General features: G+C 40.5%; 18 protein-coding genes. 13 read left to right on the top strand and 5 right to left on the bottom strand.

Features of this window, described 5'->3' with window-relative positions; translation table 11 throughout:
- Window positions 1-3: 3 nt before the first annotated feature.
- The 4 genes from PISS_RS09965 to lolB all read right to left on the bottom strand — a co-directional run bounded on the left by PISS_RS09965 (window position 4) and on the right by lolB (window position 3,249).
- Window positions 4-618 carry a 50S ribosomal protein L25/general stress protein Ctc gene (locus tag PISS_RS09965; protein WP_013465331.1) on the bottom strand — a complete coding sequence of 205 codons (615 nt, stop codon included), beginning with the start codon at window positions 616-618 and terminating at the stop codon, window positions 4-6.
- Window positions 619-767: 149 nt separating this feature from the next.
- On the bottom strand, window positions 768-1,715 hold the full coding sequence (locus PISS_RS09960; protein WP_008115168.1) for a ribose-phosphate pyrophosphokinase: 948 nt from the start codon (window positions 1,713-1,715) through the stop codon (window positions 768-770).
- Between the two features lie 86 nt (window positions 1,716-1,801).
- Window positions 1,802-2,659: a 4-(cytidine 5'-diphospho)-2-C-methyl-D-erythritol kinase gene (gene ispE / locus PISS_RS09955; protein ID WP_058154947.1), complete on the bottom strand. Its 858-nt coding sequence runs from the start codon at window positions 2,657-2,659 to the stop codon at window positions 1,802-1,804.
- Window positions 2,660-2,661: 2 nt separating this feature from the next.
- Entirely contained in the window at window positions 2,662-3,249 is a 588-nt protein-coding gene (gene lolB / locus PISS_RS09950) for a lipoprotein insertase outer membrane protein LolB (protein ID WP_058155507.1), read from the bottom strand.
- A gap of 83 nt (window positions 3,250-3,332) precedes the next feature.
- Here lolB and hemA point away from each other — a divergent pair, with 83 nt between their 5' ends.
- From hemA to rlmM, 12 genes are all read left to right on the top strand, one after another.
- The gene (hemA, locus tag PISS_RS09945) at window positions 3,333-4,589 is read left to right on the top strand and encodes a glutamyl-tRNA reductase (RefSeq protein WP_024602657.1); all 1,257 of its coding nucleotides are present in this window, start codon (window positions 3,333-3,335) and stop codon (window positions 4,587-4,589) included.
- A gap of 7 nt (window positions 4,590-4,596) precedes the next feature.
- Window positions 4,597-5,682, top strand: coding sequence for a peptide chain release factor 1 (gene prfA / locus PISS_RS09940; RefSeq protein ID WP_008115176.1), 1,086 nt, complete (start codon window positions 4,597-4,599; stop codon window positions 5,680-5,682).
- A gap of 2 nt (window positions 5,683-5,684) precedes the next feature.
- Entirely contained in the window at window positions 5,685-6,524 is an 840-nt protein-coding gene (gene prmC / locus PISS_RS09935) for a peptide chain release factor N(5)-glutamine methyltransferase (RefSeq protein WP_058154946.1), read from the top strand.
- A 55-nt stretch (window positions 6,525-6,579) separates the two neighbouring features.
- Window positions 6,580-8,133, top strand: coding sequence for a DUF3369 domain-containing protein (locus tag PISS_RS09930; RefSeq protein ID WP_058154944.1), 1,554 nt, complete (start codon window positions 6,580-6,582; stop codon window positions 8,131-8,133).
- 18 nt (window positions 8,134-8,151) lie between these two features.
- Entirely contained in the window at window positions 8,152-8,526 is a 375-nt protein-coding gene (locus PISS_RS09925; RefSeq protein WP_024602655.1) for a SirB2 family protein, read from the top strand.
- Between the two features lie 131 nt (window positions 8,527-8,657).
- The gene (locus PISS_RS09920; RefSeq protein ID WP_013465324.1) at window positions 8,658-9,485 is read left to right on the top strand and encodes a tetratricopeptide repeat protein; all 828 of its coding nucleotides are present in this window, start codon (window positions 8,658-8,660) and stop codon (window positions 9,483-9,485) included.
- 21 nt (window positions 9,486-9,506) lie between these two features.
- Window positions 9,507-10,760, top strand: coding sequence for a DUF819 family protein (locus tag PISS_RS18965; protein WP_036982079.1), 1,254 nt, complete (start codon window positions 9,507-9,509; stop codon window positions 10,758-10,760).
- A 9-nt stretch (window positions 10,761-10,769) separates the two neighbouring features.
- The gene (kdsA, locus tag PISS_RS18960) at window positions 10,770-11,624 is read left to right on the top strand and encodes a 3-deoxy-8-phosphooctulonate synthase (protein ID WP_013465322.1); all 855 of its coding nucleotides are present in this window, start codon (window positions 10,770-10,772) and stop codon (window positions 11,622-11,624) included.
- 119 nt (window positions 11,625-11,743) lie between these two features.
- Window positions 11,744-12,640, top strand: coding sequence for a transcriptional regulator GcvA (locus PISS_RS09910; RefSeq protein WP_013465321.1), 897 nt, complete (start codon window positions 11,744-11,746; stop codon window positions 12,638-12,640).
- Window positions 12,640-13,296, top strand: coding sequence for an alpha/beta family hydrolase (locus PISS_RS09905; protein ID WP_058154941.1), 657 nt, complete (start codon window positions 12,640-12,642; stop codon window positions 13,294-13,296). The genes PISS_RS09910 and PISS_RS09905 overlap by 1 nt, the downstream gene beginning before the upstream one ends.
- On the top strand, window positions 13,289-13,657 hold the full coding sequence (locus tag PISS_RS09900; protein ID WP_016900429.1) for a DUF423 domain-containing protein: 369 nt from the start codon (window positions 13,289-13,291) through the stop codon (window positions 13,655-13,657). Before PISS_RS09905 ends, PISS_RS09900 begins: the two co-directional genes overlap by 8 nt.
- Window positions 13,658-13,674: 17 nt before the next feature.
- The gene (gene rlmM, locus PISS_RS09895; RefSeq protein WP_028834960.1) at window positions 13,675-14,760 is read left to right on the top strand and encodes a 23S rRNA (cytidine(2498)-2'-O)-methyltransferase RlmM; all 1,086 of its coding nucleotides are present in this window, start codon (window positions 13,675-13,677) and stop codon (window positions 14,758-14,760) included.
- A gap of 46 nt (window positions 14,761-14,806) precedes the next feature.
- On the opposite strand, the gene cysZ is transcribed toward rlmM, so the two are convergent.
- Window positions 14,807-15,517 carry a sulfate transporter CysZ gene (gene cysZ / locus PISS_RS09890; RefSeq protein ID WP_414704488.1) on the bottom strand — a complete coding sequence of 237 codons (711 nt, stop codon included), beginning with the start codon at window positions 15,515-15,517 and terminating at the stop codon, window positions 14,807-14,809.
- Between the two features lie 323 nt (window positions 15,518-15,840).
- Between cysZ and PISS_RS09885 the strand changes: the two genes are divergently transcribed.
- Entirely contained in the window at window positions 15,841-18,087 is a 2,247-nt protein-coding gene (locus PISS_RS09885; protein ID WP_058154939.1) for a putative bifunctional diguanylate cyclase/phosphodiesterase, read from the top strand.
- Window positions 18,088-18,237: the final 150 nt, after the last annotated feature.

The raw sequence follows: 18,237 nt of genomic DNA, 5'->3' as shown, positions 1-18,237 counted from the left end.
ATATTATTCTGCAGCGTCTGAAGCGTCGTCTTCAGTTGGAGCTGCTTTGTTAGCTTTGATAGTAACGATAGACTGATCGTGGCCTTCGCCTTTACCAAGCTCAACAGATTGAACACCTTTAGGGAACGCAAGATCTGTAAGGTGGATTGAATCACCAGCAACAAGATCAGATACGTCTACTTCGATGAATTCTGGAAGTGACTTAGGAAGACAAGAAATCTCAACTTCAGTTAACTGGTGAACAACAGTTGCACCTAACTTAGTTACTTTCTCTTCACCGATGAAGTGTAAAGGAACCTTAGTTACTAGTTTATGAGTTGCGTCTACACGTTGGAAATCAAGGTGAGTAAGCTTAGGCTTGAAAGGGTGACGTTGGATATCTTTTAAGATTGCTTCAACTTTCTCGCCACCTACATTTAATGTAAGGATGTGAGTGTAAAAGCCTTCGTCTTCTTGTGCTTTGATCATATCTTTATGAGCAAAAGTAAGCGATACCGCTTCTTTATCAGCTCCATAAAGGATTGCCGGCACTTTGTCTTCGCGACGTAGGCGGCGGCTCGCACCAGTACCAGTTTCTACGCGAAGTTCAGCGTCATAAGTATAAGTTGTGTTAGACATGATGTCTCCAATAATTAAAAGTGTTAGGGCCTTTGCGACCAAGGTCCCTAGCCAAAAGGCGCGCTATCATACCACTGCGGGTTTATAAAATAAACATCGCTTACAAAAAAAGCGCCAAAAGGCGCTTTTATACTCATTAATGTTTAACTTTAGTGTTCAAACATTGCCGAGATAGATTCTTCGTTGCTAATGCGACGAATAGTCTCTGCTAACATATCTGCAAGCGTTAATACTTTAACAATATCAAGCGCTTTTAGTTCGTCAGACAGTGGAATTGAGTCAGTTACAATCACTTCGTCAATCACAGAGTTACGTAAGTTTTCTGCAGCTGTACCAGAAAGAATAGGGTGAGTAGCGTAAGCAAATACACGTTTAGCGCCATGCTCTTTAAGGGCTTCAGCGGCTTTACACAATGTACCACCGGTATCAATCATGTCATCAACAATAATACAATCGCGGCCTTCAACGTCACCAATAATGTGCATTACTTGAGAAACGTTAGCTTGAGGGCGACGTTTATCGATAATTGCTAAGTCGGTATCGTTTAATAGTTTTGCAATTGCACGGGCACGCACCACGCCACCAATATCAGGTGATACAACAACCACGTCATCAAAGTCGCGGTTTTTCATATCTTCTAATAGTACAGGGCTACCAAATACGTTATCCACTGGTACATCAAAGAAGCCTTGGATTTGCTCAGCGTGTAAATCAACCGTAAGAACGCGGTCAACACCTACACTTGATAAGAAATCCGCAACCACTTTAGCTGTAATTGGTACACGGGCAGAACGTACGCGACGATCTTGACGAGCATAACCAAAATAAGGGATAACAGCAGTGATACGACCGGCAGATGCACGGCGTAACGCATCAACCATAACGATAAGTTCCATCAGGTTATCGTTAGTAGGGGCACAGGTTGATTGCAAGATAAAAACATCCGAGCCACGAACATTTTCATTAATTTGAACACTGATCTCACCGTCACTAAAACGGCCAACAACAGCATCGCCTAATTCAATATATAAACGTTTTGCAACTTTTTGAGCTAGGTCAGGTGTTGCGTTACCAGCGAAGAGCTTCATGTCAGGCACGGTAGGGTTCCTCAGGCACTGAATTTTTGGACTAACTTACATTGAGTGAACAAAGTAGGTTAACTTATGATTACTTGTACGTTACTTCATTTATCAATGATGGCGGCTAACTCCGTATGAGCAGGAGAGGTACTAACGCTGGATGCGATAAAACCCTGCCAAGTATGGGGGAGGTTAGCAAGTACATCTTGTGCTTGAACTTGGCTAGCAAATTCAACAAAACAACATGAACCTGTTCCGGTCATCTTTGATGGAGCGTATTTTAGCAACCACTGCAGGGTTTTTTCAACCTCGGGGCACAGCTTTTTCACTAAAGGCTCACAATCGTTGGTTAAAATTTGCTGTTGCCAGTCGCCAGAAAGTTTTGGTGTATCACGTTTTAAATCTGGGTGAGTAAATATTTGTGCTGTGCTGACATGTTGATTTGGGAAGACAACACAATACCACTTCGGCGGCAGTTCTAGGTACTCTAATTGCTCGCCAATGCCATGTGCTATGGCACTTTTACCTTTAATGAACACAGGCACATCAGCACCGAGTTTCAGGCCTAAATCAGCCAGTTCATCTAAAGATAGGGCTGTATTCCAAAGCGTATTAAGAGCTAAAAGCGTTGATGCAGCATCGGATGAACCGCCTCCAACACCTCCCCCCATGGGTAAGCGTTTAGTTAAATTTATTTTTGCACCCATATCCACTTTACAGTGGGTTTGTAATAATAACGCCGCTTTGTAAATCAAATTGTCGGTTAGCGCAATGCCATTGGTGTCGCCGCTAATGCTAATATGAGTATCCGTGCTTAGCTTAAAATGGAGCTCGTCACCATAGTTTAAAAACGTAAACAGAGTTTCTAATTCATGGTAGCCATCATCACGGCGGCCATTAATGTGTAAAAATAAATTAAGCTTAGCTGGGGCAATCAGCGAAAATTCAGAGTGAGTATACATAGTTAGTTAAACTGCCAGTCATAGAGTTTGATTTTAATTTTAATCTTTTCATGGGTTAAGGTTAAAGCATTCGGTAACCAAAAACCGTATTTTTGGACGTAACTTGTATAACTTATTTGCCACTTTTTACCATTATCATCAAACCATAACACGCTTTTAGCACGCCCTAATTGATCAATTTCCAAGGTGTGATCGTCAATGGTAGCTTTTAACCATGGGCCTGCGTTATTAACCGGTAAAGTAAACCCTGTTAAACGTTGTAAAAGTGCACTGGCGTTACTATCAAAATACGGTTGGTCATCAAAGATTAATTCGGCGCTGACTGCGGTTTGTTTAAGCGATAAAATCCGTGTGCCAATAAACGTGGTTAACACTAAATAATTACTATTTTGTGTTTGTTGCCAATTTAAGTTGGCAGATTGGCGCTCATCTGGGCTAATAAACGCAAGTTTACCGTCTACTTGCCAAGTTTTTTGCTCGCCAAGGCGTAACTTCCAGTCTTCGTAAAGCTCTGTTTTGTAATTGTTTTTACTTGCGCAGCCGGTTAAAAATACAAATAGCAGTGTTAAAATCAAATATTGTCGAGTCAAATGTTGTTCCTTACTTTCCATATTCCTGAGATTTTTGATAAAATTGCCGCCTATGTAGTAGGGCTCAGCAATATTTGGCAGATATGACCATAATAGCACTTGGTATTAATCACAAAACCGCATCCGTAGAATTACGAGAAAAAGTGGCCTTTTCGCCTGAGCAAATTTCAGAGGCGCTACAACAATTAAGTGGCCATGCCGACTTTAATGAAGCGGTTATTGTCTCTACCTGTAATCGCACTGAGGTGTATTGTAGCCTTGCACAGCAAAATTCCCAAACATTGTTGCAATGGTTGGCCAGTTTCCATGGTTTAGATGAACATGAACTGAGTAAAAATATCTACTGTCATGAAGACAGCGCTGCAATAAATCATTTGATGCGTGTAGCCTGTGGGCTTGACTCGCTGGTGTTAGGCGAACCACAAATTTTAGGGCAAATAAAACAAGCCTATAATAGTGCCAAAACCCATGATGCGGTGGGCGTTACGTTTGACCGTTTGTTTCAAAAAACGTTTTCGGTGGCAAAAGAAGTCCGTACCGAAACCAACATTGGTGCCAGTGCTGTATCGGTTGCCTTTGCGGCAGTTAATTTAGCAAAGCATATTTATGGAAAGCTGGATAAAACCAAGGTGTTACTCATTGGTGCCGGTGAAACCATAGAGCTGGTAGCAAAACATTTATACCAAAATGAGCCGCAAAAAATTACTGTTGCCAACAGAACAATAGAAAGAGCGCGCAGTTTAGCCGATGAAGTATCAGCCGATGTTATTGCGTTGGCACAATTGCCTGAACGTTTGCATCAAGCTGATATTGTGATTAGCTCCACCGCCAGCACTTTGCCCATTATTGGTAAAGGTGTAGTTGAGCAAGCACTGAAACAACGCCGCTATAAGCCGATGCTGTTTATTGATATAGCTGTACCACGCGATATTGAAAGCCAAGTCGGTGAACTCGACGACGCCTACTTGTACTCGGTCGATGACTTACAAGCCATTGTTAGTGAAAACATGGCTGCTCGTGAGCAGGCGGCAGAGCAAGCACAAATTATTATTAGTGAGCGCACCAAAGAGTTTTTTATGTGGTTGCGCTCGCTTGATTCCGTGGATTTAATTCGCCACTACCGTAATGATGTACAAACAACAAAAGCAGAACTTGTAGATAGGGCGCTTAGTCAGCTAAATACAGGTAAAGATGCAGAAAAAGTAATTTTAGAGCTGGCCAATAAATTAACCAATCGCTTAATGCACGCGCCTACCCGTGCCATCCAAGATGCAGCGAAAAAAGGTGAAGTGGCTCAGTTAAACCAATTGAAAAAAATGTTAGGTATAGATCAGGAATAACAGTTAAATGAAAGAGTCCGTTTATCGTAAATTAGAAACCTTAGTTGAGCGTTACGAAGAAGTTCAAGCGCTACTAAGTGACCCATCGGTCATTAGTGATCAAAACCGCTTCCGTACTCTTTCAAAAGAATACTCTGAGCTTGAAGAAGTGGTGAAAACGTTTTTAGCATACCAGCAAGCACAGGAAGACTTGAGTAGCGCTGAAGAAATGCTAAAAGATTCAGATCCTGAAATGCGCGAAATGGCACAAGAAGAATATAAAGAAGCAAAAGCACAAATTTCGACTTTAGAGGACGACATTCAAGTGCTTATGTTGCCTAAAGATCCAAAAGACAATAACAACGTGTTTTTAGAAGTTCGCGCCGGAACAGGGGGCGACGAGGCCGCTATTTTTGCTGGCGACTTGTTTAGAATGTACAGCCGCTACGCAGAAACAAAAAAATGGAAAGTAGAAGTTGTGACGACCAACGAAGGTGAACATGGCGGCTACAAAGAAGTAATTGCTAACATCAGCGGTGAAGGTGTGTATGGGCAATTAAAATTTGAATCAGGCGTGCACCGTGTACAGCGCGTCCCAGAAACTGAGTCACAAGGGCGCGTACATACCTCAGCCTGTACTGTTGCTGTCATGGCTGAAGTGCCAGAAGCCGAAGCCATAGAAATTAATACCGCCGATATTAAAGTTGATACCTTTAGAGCATCGGGCGCGGGTGGTCAGCACGTTAATAAAACCGACTCTGCCATTCGTATTACTCATTTACCAACCGGTGTTGTGGTTGAGTGTCAAGATGAGCGTTCTCAACATAAAAACCGTGCAAAAGCGATGTCGGTATTGGCAGCGCGTTTGCAACAGGCTGAAGATGAAAAACGTCATGCTGCTGAGGCGTCTGAACGTCGTAATTTAGTGGGCAGTGGCGATCGTTCTGAGCGTATTCGCACATACAACTATCCGCAGGGGCGTATTACCGATCACCGTATTAACTTAACGCTTTATCGTTTAAACGAAGTGGTAGCTGGTGATTTAGGCGCTGTGGTTGAGCCGCTAATGCAAGAGCATCAGGCCGACTTATTAGCAGCGATGGGCGACGATTAATCGTGAACCTCACTGTTGAAAACGCTATTACTACCGGTGCTAATTTATTAGCATCAAGTAGTGATAGCGCAAAGTTAGATGCTCAAGTACTACTGCTTAATATTTTACAAAAGTCACGTAGTTATTTATTTACTTGGCCAGAAAAACAATTAACGGATGAGCAATCACAAGCGTTTGAGCGTGCATGTGAGCGTCGTTTAAACGGCGAGCCTGTTTCGCACATTACAGGGTATCGTGAGTTTTGGAGTTTACAGCTTGAAGTAAATCCAACAACACTCATTCCTCGCCCTGATACAGAAACCTTAGTTGAGCTTGCGCTTGCATGTAATGTACCAAATGACGCCAAAGTGCTCGATTTGGGCACAGGCACTGGAGCAATTGCACTTGCGCTTGGAAGTGAAATGCCTACATGGGATATTATTGCCGTTGATCGTATTGATGATGCGGTGGCACTGGCCAAACGTAATCAAAAACGATTAGCGATAAATAATGTGTGTGTTGAACAAAGCAATTGGTTTAGCGCGTTAAATAATAAAAAATTTGATCTAATTGTAACCAACCCTCCCTATATAGAATATAACGATAAACACTTGCACCAAGGTGATGTGCGCTTTGAGCCTTTGTCTGCATTGGTTGCAGATGATGCTGGATTAGCTGATATTAAACAAATAATTACACAATCACGTGACTATTTACATTCTAATGGCTATCTTTTAATTGAACACGGATTTGAGCAAAGTGCAGCTGTTCGCCATATATTCAACCAAATGGCGTTTATAAATGTAAGCACAGTGAAAGATCTTGGTAATAACGACCGCGTAACTTTCGGACAATGGCCTTAACTTATTAAAAATAGCCCCGTTGTTTGTTTGCATATGTTTTAAGGAACTCTTTGTGATGGAAGATTTTTTATTTTCAAATGAACAACCACCTGAAGTAGTAAGTGAAGAGCAAGGAACATGGAAAGTTCTAATTGTTGATGATGAACCCGAGGTTCATGCTGTTACGCGTTTAGCGTTGAGTGATTTTAAGTTTCAAGATAGACGCTTGGAGTTTATTAGTGCTTATTCAGGCGCAGAAGCGAAAAAGTTGATTGATGATCATCCTGATGCGGCCATCATCCTACTCGATGTTGTTATGGAAACAGACGATGCGGGTTTGCAAGTAGCAAAATACATTCGTGATACCGTTAAAAATAATTATATTCGCATTATTCTACGAACCGGGCAGCCAGGCCAAGCACCCGAGCGCCAAGTAATCGTAAATTACGATATTAATGACTATAAATCTAAAACAGAACTTACCGCACAAAAACTATTCACCGTTATGATGGCAAGTCTTCGCTCGTATCGCGATATTATTTCGATTGAGCAATCGCGTGAGGGGCTAGAAAAAATAATCACCGCTTCGCGCAATATTTTTGCAACCCATTCAATGGATAACTTTATTGAAGGCGTGATGCAGCAGCTTACTTCTTTACTAAACGTTGCTGATGAAGCCATGTATGCCACCACCTTAGTTGCACAAAATCCGTCAGAGGAGATGAATAAAAAACTGATTGTTTGCTCTGGTACCGGCGATTTTGCTAAGCGCGAGGGAGAAGAGCTAGAAACCGTACTAGCAGAAGATCAATTACAAGCGTGCCAAGAGGCCCTTGCTAACAAAGCAATTGTGTACAGAGATGATTATTTGTTTGCTTATTGCAGCAGTAAATTTAACCATAATTCAATGTTGTTTGTATCAGGTGTGCCGTCAAAGTTGACGGATACACAACGAAACCTAATTGAAATCTTTTCTCAAAATGTGCAGTTGGCATTTGAAAATGTGCAGTTACATACTGAAGTTGAAGCCACACAACAAGAGCTTGTTTATCGTTTAAGTGAAGCCGTTGAACAGCGCTCGTGCGAAACGGGTAATCATGTAAAACGGGTTGCTTATATTTGCTATGAATTAGCATTAGCCTACGGGTTATCTGAAGAGCAAGCGAATTTAATTCGCTTTGCATCGCCTTTACATGATGTGGGTAAAATAGGTATTCCGGATGCAATTTTAAATAAGCCTGGCAAGTTAAATAGCGAAGAGTGGGAAGTTATGAAAACTCATGCTGGAAAAGGCTATGCTATTTTGAAAGATTCACCGCGTAAAATAGTCAGCGCAGGGGCATTAATCGCACAGCAGCACCACGAAAAGTGGGATGGTTCTGGTTACCCTAGTGGATTAAAGGGGGAGCGTATTGATATTTTTGCCAGAATAGTGGCATTGGCTGATGTGTATGATGCACTGCGCCATAAACGTTGCTATAAAGGTGCGTGGACACTTGAAGAAGCGGTTGCGGAGATCAACGCAAATAAAGGAACGCATTTTGATCCTAAACTTGTTGATGTATTTAATGATAAACTTGAAGACCTCGAAGCGGTACTTTTACGCTTTCCTGACAAAACACATAACTAAACAGAAGTAACAATACATATGGATTATTTAGCATTAAAACACTCACACATGGCCATTGCGCTAGTGAGTATTATTTTATTTTACGTACGTTCTTTTTCTCGCATGGGCAGTGGCAGCCTTGCCAAAAATAAATTGGTTTTTATTGGTAGCCACAGTATAGACACTTTATTAATTGTCTCAGCCATCGGCTTAATGGCAATGGCTAAAATAAACCCATTAGAGCAGCTTTGGTTATTAGAAAAAATTATTCTAGTTATCGTTTATATTGTTGTGGGTATTATTAGCGCTAAACAAACGACAACCGTTCCAAAAGTCGTATTTTTAGTACTTAACACCGCTGTTATTTTAGCTATTGGTTACTTAGCAACAGCGAAAGCACCGCTGTTGTTATAATTAACAATGCCTATTTAAGCTTTGCACACCAAAGGTGTAAAGCTTACCTCTTCAATTCATTTCTGATTATTGGTATCTAGCTTTAAAATTAGGTAAACTACGTCCTCGTTTTCTAGAATGTTGTAGTATGAATGACCACCCTCGGGTTTGATGAACACGATGAATCTTATATAGAAGATGCTTACGATGATTTTTTGCCGCCGGCTATATATCGTTGTATAAAAGCGGAAGCTAAATGGGACCCTCAAATAGACTTAACACCAAGTCTTGAAATACTCACTGCGTTTGAGCAGCAAATAGAGTCTATTTGTCAGCAGATGCCGGACGAACACGATCGCCTAGATAAACTACTTGATAGCTTTTATAGTGAGTGGCTATTTAGTGCATCAAGCTTGAAAGTTCCTGAGTATAAGTTAAATAGCATCAGCTACACCTTGTCTATGCGCAGTGGCACACCGACAACCTTAGCTATTTTGTTATGCCACTTTTTACAGCATGCTAAACTCGATGCCAGTGTAAGCATAACTCAAGGCGAAGTGGGCATTCACGTCGCAATGAGTGATGAAGAGGGTTATCTTGTCGACCCTAGCAGTGGCCAACAAAGTTGGTACATCATTCCTGAAAATATTGATGAAGAAAACCCTCAAGAACAAGAGCCTTTAGAGCTTATTTTTGAAGACGAAGTGTATAAATTATTTTTAGCGCAGCAAAAATGGTCTTTCATTAGTGAAAATAAATTTGGTCATGCATTAACTTGCGTCGATTTATTAATGGAAATGTTAGGTGATGATCCCTATGAGCGACGCGACAGAGGTTATTTACTAAATCAGCTTGGCTGCCCTAAAATGGCACGAGATGATTTACAGTTTTTTGTTGATGAATGTCCTGATGATCCTGCTATTGAAATCATTCTACATCAAATTGAAGAACTTGAAGACAATCATAAAACTCACCACTAAGAATAAAAAATAGGAAATGTTATGGCTGATCCCCAAACTGCATTAATTACCAATGATGCCGTTGTACTTGGTTTATTGGCGATTATTTTAGGGTTTATTTTCAAAACCTCAAATAGTCAACGCCCAGGTCTTGTGGCATTTTATAAATATGTACCGGCATTATTGCTGTGTTATTTTTTGCCGTCATTGTTAAATACCTTTGGTATTGTTGATGGTTCTCAATCTAACGTATATTACGTCGCTTCGCGATATTTACTGCCAGCGTGTTTAATTTTGCTTACTATCAGTATTGATTTAAAAGCGATTATTAATTTAGGTCCTAAAGCATTAATTATGTTTTTAACCGGCACCGCAGGTATTGTGATTGGCGGCCCATTAGCTATTTTAATAATGAGTGCTGTTTATCCAGAAGCGGTAGGGGGACATGGCCCTGACGCTGTTTGGCGTGGTATGACAACCATTGCAGGTAGCTGGATTGGTGGCGGTGCAAACCAAGCATCTATGAAAGAAATGTTTGAAGTGGGTGGCGATATTTTCTCAGCCATGGTCACCGTGGATGTGATAGTGGCTAATTTATGGATGGCAGTATTATTATTAATGGCAGCTAATCATAAAGCGATTGACGCTAAAGCCGGTGCAGATACCACCGCGATTGAAGACTTAAAGCAACGTGTTGAAAAATACCATGCAGAGCATGCGCGTATGCCAACGCTAAATGATTACATGATGATTATTGCTATTGCCTTTGGTATTACCGGTTTAGCGCACTTTTGTGCAGATATTTTAGGGCCCTTCTTTGCCAATAATTATGCGTGGGCAAAAGAATACAGTTTAAACAGTAAGTTCTTTTGGCTTATTGTTATATCAACGACGATAGGTATTTGCTTATCGTTTACCAAAGTACGCCATATTGAGGCGTTTGGTTCATCGAAAGTGGCGTCAGCCTTTTTGTATATTTTAGTGGCATCGATTGGCCTGCATATGAATGTAATGGCGATTTTTGATTCACCGATGTATTTTGTTATTGGTGCAATTTGGATGTTAACTCACGCAAGCTTAATGCTCATTGTGGCTAAATTAATTAAAGCGCCGTTATTTTATATGGCTGTTGGCTCACAGGCCAATGTAGGTGGCGCAGCGTCTGCCCCTGTTGTGGCTGCTGCGTTTCATCCGTCACTGGCACCGGTCGGCGTATTATTAGCTGTACTTGGCTATGGTGTAGGTACATATATGGCGTATATTTGTGGATTAATGATGCAAGCAGTTGCACCATAAGGAATTAAAATGAATAACCAAGTTATTAATATCAATGAAATAGAACTGGCAAATAATAAACCTTTTGTTTTATTTGGTGGCATGAATGTGCTTGAATCACGCGACTTAGCGATGCGTATTGCCGAGCATTATGTTGAAGTGACCACTAAATTAAATATTCCTTATGTATTCAAGGCGTCATTTGATAAAGCCAATCGCTCGTCCATCAATTCTTACCGTGGTCCAGGCATGGAAGAAGGCTTAAAGATATTTGAAGAGATTAAAAATACCTTTAATATTCCGCTTATCACCGATGTACATGAACCTCATCAAGCAGCACCGGTTGCAGAGGTTGTTGATGTTATTCAGCTACCGGCGTTTTTGGCTCGTCAAACAGACTTGGTGGTTGCAATGGCTAAAACAGGCGCGATTATTAATGTGAAAAAGCCACAGTTTTTAGCTCCGCATGAAATGCGTCATATCATTACTAAATTTAATGAAGCCGGAAATAATAATGTGGCCTTATGTGAACGTGGTTCAAGCTTTGGCTATAATAACCTAGTGGTTGATATGCTAGGTATGGATGATATGAAAACCATGGCTCCCGTTATATTTGATGCAACTCATGCATTGCAGCGTCCTGGCGGTCGAGCTGACTCAGCCGATGGTCGTCGTGCTCAAGCTGCCGAACTTGCTCGTAGCGGCATGGCATTGGGTATTGCAGGCTTATTTATTGAAGCGCACCCCAATCCAAATGAAGCAAAATGTGATGGCCCCTGTGCATTAGCATTGAGCAAGTTAGAAGGGTACTTATCGCAAATGAAAGCGGTGGATGATTTAATCAAGAGCTTTGCCCCTCTTGATACCAGTGCTAGCGATTTATAAAGTTGATTAGCACTTTTAAAAGCGACTTAGGTCGCTTTTTTTATGGCTTGAATATACTCTTTCCTAGCATAGGTATATAATTCACCGCATAAGAAAAACTAATTCTAAGCTTGGTTGCCATGTCAAGACGAGTTCCTCCATTAAACGCGCTGAAAGCTTTTGAAGCTGCTGCACGTCATTTAAGCTTTACTAAAGCCGCAGAAGAGTTGTATGTCACGCAAGCTGCGGTGAGTCATCAAATAAAAACGCTTGAAGAGCATTTAGGCTTAAAGCTGTTTTTACGTAAAAATCGCTCGTTATTATTAACCGAAGAAGGCCAAGGTTACTTTTTAGATATTAAAGAGATTTTTACTCAGCTAATTGATGCAACTGAAAAGCTACTAGCCCGTGGTGCCAAAGGTTCGTTAACCGTAAGTTTAACCCCCAGTTTTGCGATTCAATGGCTCATTCCTCGATTGAGCTTATTTAACGAATTACACCCAGAAATTGATGTGCGAATTAAAGCCCAAGATCAGGATGAAAACTCGTTAACAGACGATGTTGATATCTCAATTTATTATGGTCGCGGTCATTGGAGTGGGGTGCAAGCCTATAAACTGCACACTGAGTATTTAGTGCCGTTATGTAGCCCGTTACTGTTAAATGGCCCCAGAGCGCTTAACCAACCCAGTGATTTAGCAAACCATACCTTGCTACATGACACCACCCGTAAAAACTGGAAAACCTGGATGAAAACCGCCGGCGTACGTAATGTACAAGTTAACCAAGGACCTATATTTAGTCATTCTTCTATGGTGTTACAAGCTGCGGTACATGGCCAAGGTGTTGCAATTGGTAACAGCGTACTAGCAAAACCAGATATTGATGCAGGACGTTTAGTGATCCCGTTCAATCACAGTTTAGAGAGTAAAAATGCCTATTACTTAGTGATCCGTGAGTCACAAAATGAGTTAGGCAAAATTGTATCGTTTAAAGACTGGATGTTAAGTTTAGTTGAGCAGGAGCAAGAATATTGATGAGCATCGAATGGGTTAGAAGTAGTCAGCAACCGGCAATCGCACAGTTTATATTTGCTCATGGCGCAGGGGCTGGCAGTGATTCTGAGTTTATGCAAATCATGGCTAAACAACTCAGTGAGTACGGTATTGACGTTGGCTTGTTTGATTTTGAATATATGCAAATTGCTAAACAAACTAACAAACGTCGCCCACCAGAGCGAGCGCCTAAACTACTTACTTATTTTGAACATATAGTGACTCAAGCTGATGCAAATTTACCGCTATTTATAGGGGGTAAATCAATGGGCGGGCGCATGGCATCGATGCTTGCCTGTTCGACCTCTCATCCTGTTTTAGGTGTGCTTGCGTTTGGTTATCCGTTTCATCCTCCGTGCAAGCCAGAAAAACTGCGTACAGATCATTTTGCAGACATACCGTGTCCTTTTTTAGTATTACAGGGGGAAAGGGATACCTTTGGCACCCGCGAAGAGCTTGCCACAATGGCCATGCCAAAGCAGCCAAAGTATGTATGGTTAACGGATGGTGACCACTCACTAAAACCGCGTAAAAAAAGTGGCGTGACTGAGCAACAAAACCTGAATGCTGCGGCAATACAGGCAGCAAGCTTTATAAAGAATACGCTTGAAAATTTAAAAGAGGATAAACATGATTAAACTATTTTTATTAGCAGGCAGCTTTTTTTGCATGCTTTCAGTGATACTGGGCGCATTTGCTGCTCATGGTCTGAAAAGTCGTTTATCAGAGTACTCCATTGGTATTTTTAAAACCGCCGCTGAGTATCAAATGGTGCATGGGCTGGCGTTAATTGCAGTGGCTATTTTAATTAAGTGGGGTATGCACCTCAGTATGGCGGGTGGTTTTTTTATTGCCGGTACATTGTTATTTAGTGGCAGCTTATACTTATTGGCCTTAACAGGGTTGAAGTGGCTGGGCCCAATTACCCCATTGGGTGGGCTGTGCTTTATTATTGGTTGGATAGTTATTTTAGTGCAAGTTGCACGATTTAAGTTTTAAAGAGTTTAAGGGTTAATATGTCTAGTGTTGTGATTTACTGTCGTAGTGGTTTTGAAAACGATGCCGCTGCTGAAATAACGTTTCACGCTGCCGAACAAGGATTTGCTGGGTATGTAAAAGCAAAACCAAATACCGGTTATGTTATTTATGAATGTTTTGAAGCGCAGCACAGCGACGAAATAATCAAAAAAGTTGATTTTAAAAATATGGTGTTTGCACGCCAATGGTTTGCCGGTAACCTAATTGAAAATATGCCCGTAGAAGATAGAGTAGGCGCTATTGTAGATGCCGCAAAAGATTTTACTTTGTGTTCTGAGCTGCGTGTCGAAACACCCGATACCAACGAGGGCAAAGAGTTACTGACTTTTTGTAAAAAAATATCAACTCCGCTAAAAAAAGCCCTCGAGAAACAAAACACTGTATTGCGTGAGCCAAAAGCAAATCGCCCAGTAATGCATGTGCTGTTTTTAGCTAATAATACTGCGTATGTGGGTTACTCATATAGTTATAACAACTCTCCTTTTTTTATGGGGATCTTACGTTTACGTATGCCAAGCGATGGCCCAAGCCGTTCAACCCTTAAGTTAGATGAGGCATTTAATGTGTTTATTCCTGAGCAACAGCGTGAGTCACGCGTACAAGCTGGGATGCGCAGCGTTGATTTAGGTGCATGCCCAGGTGGCTGGACTTATCAGTTAGTTCGCCGTGGTATGTTTGTTAGCGCGATAGATAACGGCCCAATGAACGAAAGTTTAATGGAAACGGGTCAGGTAAAGCATTTTAGAGAAGATGGTTTTAAATACCGTCCAGAAAAAAGAAACATCACTTGGTTGGTTTGCGATATGGTAGAAAAGCCGACTAAAGTGACTAACTTGATGATTGATTGGGCAGTAAATGCTTATGCAAAAGAGCTTATTTTTAATCTGAAATTACCGATGAAAAAACGCTTTGATAGTGTGTATGAATGTTTAAAAATGATCAGAGAAGAAATGGCGAAGTACGGCATAAGCTATGAACTTCAAGCTAAGCATTTATACCATGATCGTGAAGAAATAACGGTGCACTTAAATGTCACTAAAGTGCCACAGAGCTTATATAGTTAATCTATTAGCGAGTATAAAAAATGGGCCAAGTGGCCCATTTTTTATTTTAACTACGGTATTGTGGTCGGTAATTTTCAACCCATAATCGTGTGGCACCACATACCGCCACAGGCATAACAATTAAATTTACAAATGGGATAGCGGTTAGCAGCATCACGGCAAAGCCAAACCCATAAGATAACCCTTGTTTGCTTTTTAAGTCATTTTTCATTTGTGTAAAGCTGATTTTGTGATTATCAAAAGCATAATCTTTATATTGCACCGCATACATCCAGCAGGTAAAAAGCACCCATAGCACTTGGCCTATTACAGGTAGTACCCACAATAAAATAAAAAAGCCGATAGCGCGTGGGAGGTAGTAGCAAAGCTTAGTCCATTCCCGGCCCAGCATTCGCGGAACATCTTTAACTAAGTCAGCTAATCCGTCGTCGTTAATTTTTTGACCAGTTAAGTAAAGCTCTACCTTTTCACTTAGTAAGCCATTAAAAGGTGCGGCGATAAAGTTAGTAATAACGGTAAATAACATACTGTAACTAAACAGCACCACCAGCACAGCAATTGGCCACATTAACCATTCGAGCCAACTTAGCCATTCTGGGAGCATGGCGTTTACGGCATTAAAGCCATCACTAAGCCAGCCAAATAAAAAGAATAAGGAGCTACCAAATAATAAAATATTAATAAGTAGGGGTATAAGTACAAAGCGTTTTAGCCCTTTTTGACTAATTAACTTAAACCCTGAAAAAAAATATTCCATACCTTGTGTTATTTGCACACTAACCTCATCGATTATTTATGTTTTAGCTATTATAAATAGCTTGATGATTTTAAACAGTACTTTTAAGTAACAAAGTATTTAATAAAGGGTATTTACAGATGGTATGTAAATAAATGATTTGTTGATAAGTACATTTCAAATCGCCACCTTGTATTGAATGGCAAACGCTCGTGAAATAGACGAAAATAGCATAGATGCTGATTTCAATGTTATGTATAGTCAAAAGACTATAATAAATTATTATAAACAGGCCCTAAAATAGAGCGACGCATTTAGCGTTAGTGATTGTTGAGGAATATAATTTGATTGAAATAATGAGAGTCAGAAAGCTGCTTTCTCAGCAACAAAGTATATTATCGAAAATAGCACTCGGTGCGCCACTTGATGAGGTACTGGAAAATATTTGTTTATCTATTGAGGAGCTTATTGAAGACTCTTCTGCAAAGTGCTCTATATTAACGCTCAAAGGAGAGCAGCTATTTCATAGCGCGGCTCCTAATATTGCACAGGGTTATTGCCAAGCAATTAATGGTGTGAAAATAGGGCCAACTGTCGGTTCATGCGGTACTGCAGCCTATGAAAAAAAACGCATTATTGCCGCAGATATTTCAACATCGCCATTATGGGATGATTATAGAGCATTGGCGTTAAGTTATGGTTTAAGGTCATGTTGGTCTACCCCCATTATTTCAACAAAATCAGACATATTAGGCACTTTTGCAATTTATCATGACAGCGCAAAGTCACCGACACCACAAGATTTAGAATTAATAGATTTTTTTGTTGATTTCACCAGTATTGCTCTTGAAAAGCACACCGAGTCACTAAGATTAAACGCGTTGCTTTTTGAATTACAGCAAAGTAATGAAAAGTTTAAAGCCTTTACAAAAGTGCTTCCTGATTTAACCCTCATTTTGAGTGAAGAGGGGGAGTATACCAATGTTTACGGCACAGCTAATGAAAGTTTATATTTAAGCCAAGAGCACGTTATTAATCAAAATGTCAGAGATATTATGCCTCCTGAAGATGCAAATCCTATTCTGGCGGTGATTGACAAAACGTTGCAAACTAATGAAGTTCAAGTGTTTGAATATCAGCTCAATATAAAAGGTAAGCAGCTTACATTTGAAGGGCGAACAGCTCCCCTTGAAAGTTACCAGCCTACTAACCCGTCACTGAGACATGTGGTGTGGATGGCCAGAGATATCTCTAATCGCAAAGCTGCCGAAGAAGAAGTACAACGGTTAGCATTTTTCGATCCGCTCACTAACCTTCCTAATCGCAGAATGCTCAATGATAGGCTCAGTATGTATGTGGAGCGAATTAAGCAGTCTGATCATTCTGGCGCACTCTTATTTTTAGATTTAGATAATTTTAAACGCATAAATGACTCACTAGGTCATAATGCAGGCGATGAAATACTGGTTGAGTTATCACAACGATTAACAGCTATTTTGAACCCGGCAGATACCCTCGCACGAGTCGGTGGTGATGAATTTATTATTCTTATCGAGCATGTCGGTGATAGCCACATGCAAGCTAATAGTGAATCTGAGTTGATTGCTAAAAAAGTACAAAGTGTCTTTTATGAAAAATTTGAAGTGGGCGATTTAGCGTTTCAGGTCAGTTGTAGTATTGGTATTTGTTTGATTAACACGAGCAATGCCATAACCGCTAATATTTTAAAATTTGCAGATACCGCTATGTATCGCTCTAAAATGAAAGGCGGTAATAGTAGTAGCTTTTACGACCCCGCACTGCAAACCTTACTGGAAAATCAAACTGAGCTTGAAACTGACATTGTTAGGGCTATCGCGTGCGATGAGTTTTGTGCTTATTTTCAGCCACAATTAGCAATTGATGGAACCCTTGTGGGTGCTGAGGCATTAATAAGATGGAATCATCCAACCAAAGGACTTATCCCCCCTAATGCATTTATTCCAATTGCCGAGCAATTTGGCTTAATTCAAAAGTTACAAAATATTGTATTAAGAGATATTTGTATTTTACTTGAAACACTTCGAGATAATAACTTACTCGATGACAGCTTTAGCGTATCAATTAACATTAGCCAATGTCAGTTTAATTCTTCCACTTTAAAAGGTGAGCTATTTAAAGCAATTGAAGCGTTTGACGTCTCGCCAACTCGAATTAAATTAGAGATCACTGAATCAATGTTGGCGGGTGACTTGATGGGGACCGTAAAGCAAATGGAAGAATTAAAATCGCAGGGATTTGTGTTTTCAATTGATGACTTTGGTACGGGCTACTCGTGTTTAAAACATTTAAGCGTTTTTCCTATTGATGAGTTAAAAATTGATAAAAGCTTTATTGATAAAGTGCTCAATAGCGCATCGGGTCAAAGTATTGTGCAATCTATTATTGGCTTAGGTCATAGCTTAAATATTAACATTGTGGCCGAAGGGGTCGAAAGTGCTGAGCAACTAACAATATTAAAGTCGATGGGCGTGAATGCTGTGCAGGGTTATTTATTTGCAAAACCATTAACGTACAGCAACTATTTAACATGGCATAAACAGCATCAATAACCCTGTATTTATCACTAACAGAGCGACAGGTTTAGTTGCCCTAATCGATAAGCCGCGTTGTTTGCGTACCCACTGCGCAGCAACGTTTAATAACGTACCGCGCTTTTGCTAAAGCAAAAATGTATATTTTTTGTTTGTTTGATACCGTGA

The sequence above is a fragment of the Pseudoalteromonas issachenkonii genome, from assembly GCF_002310795.1.
In the GTDB taxonomy this organism is placed as follows: Bacteria; Pseudomonadota; Gammaproteobacteria; order Enterobacterales; family Alteromonadaceae; genus Pseudoalteromonas; species Pseudoalteromonas tetraodonis.
Note: the sequence above shows the minus strand (reverse complement) of the source record. Positions and strands in the feature narration are given on the sequence as shown.